The organism is Mesorhizobium sp. M00.F.Ca.ET.216.01.1.1 (genome assembly GCF_004010325.2).
GTDB lineage: Bacteria > Pseudomonadota > Alphaproteobacteria > Rhizobiales > Rhizobiaceae > Mesorhizobium.
This window is the reverse complement of record NZ_SADR02000115.1, coordinates 1-474: the sequence shown is the minus strand read 5'-3', so window position 1 is coordinate 474 and position 474 is coordinate 1. Positions and strand designations below refer to the sequence as shown.

Annotated in this window: 1 pseudogene; it reads left to right on the top strand. The window is 65.8% G+C overall.

Annotated features, from left to right (window positions below):
• Positions 1-271 precede the first annotated feature (271 nt).
• Positions 272-474, top strand: a pseudogene (locus tag EN859_RS35290) (IS21 family transposase); the annotation flags it as partial.

Here is a 474-nt window from a genome sequence, read left to right as displayed (position 1 = left end):
TGGGGGACCGACACCGCCAGTGTGGACAGCGGAATAAGCGTAGGCTCTTCGTTCTTCGTGCGGTCACCCGATAGTTCCCATGTTCCGGCTTCAAGGTTGAGTTCAGACCAACGCATCGCGGCAACTTTCCAGACCCAGCATCCCTCCGCATCGCTGCCGTCGAAGGCGTGGGTCATGATCGGACGAAGAGCGCTCGCGCCGATCGGCCGACCCCGTTCGAGGAAGGGCGTGATCTGGTCGGCGGCATGCAGAATCCGGGTGGCGCGGCTGGTCCGGGCTGACCGACAGATTGAGCGCGGTCGAGGCCGCCTGTCAGGAAGCCATCGAGCACGGCGCATCGTCGGCGCCGGTGATCCTCAACATCCTGGCCCGCAGCCGCGATCCGGCGCCGGGCACGATCCTTTCCATTCCCCAGGCCCTGACGCTGGCTCACGAGCCGGTCGCCGACTGCGCCCGCTATGACAGTCTCAGGAG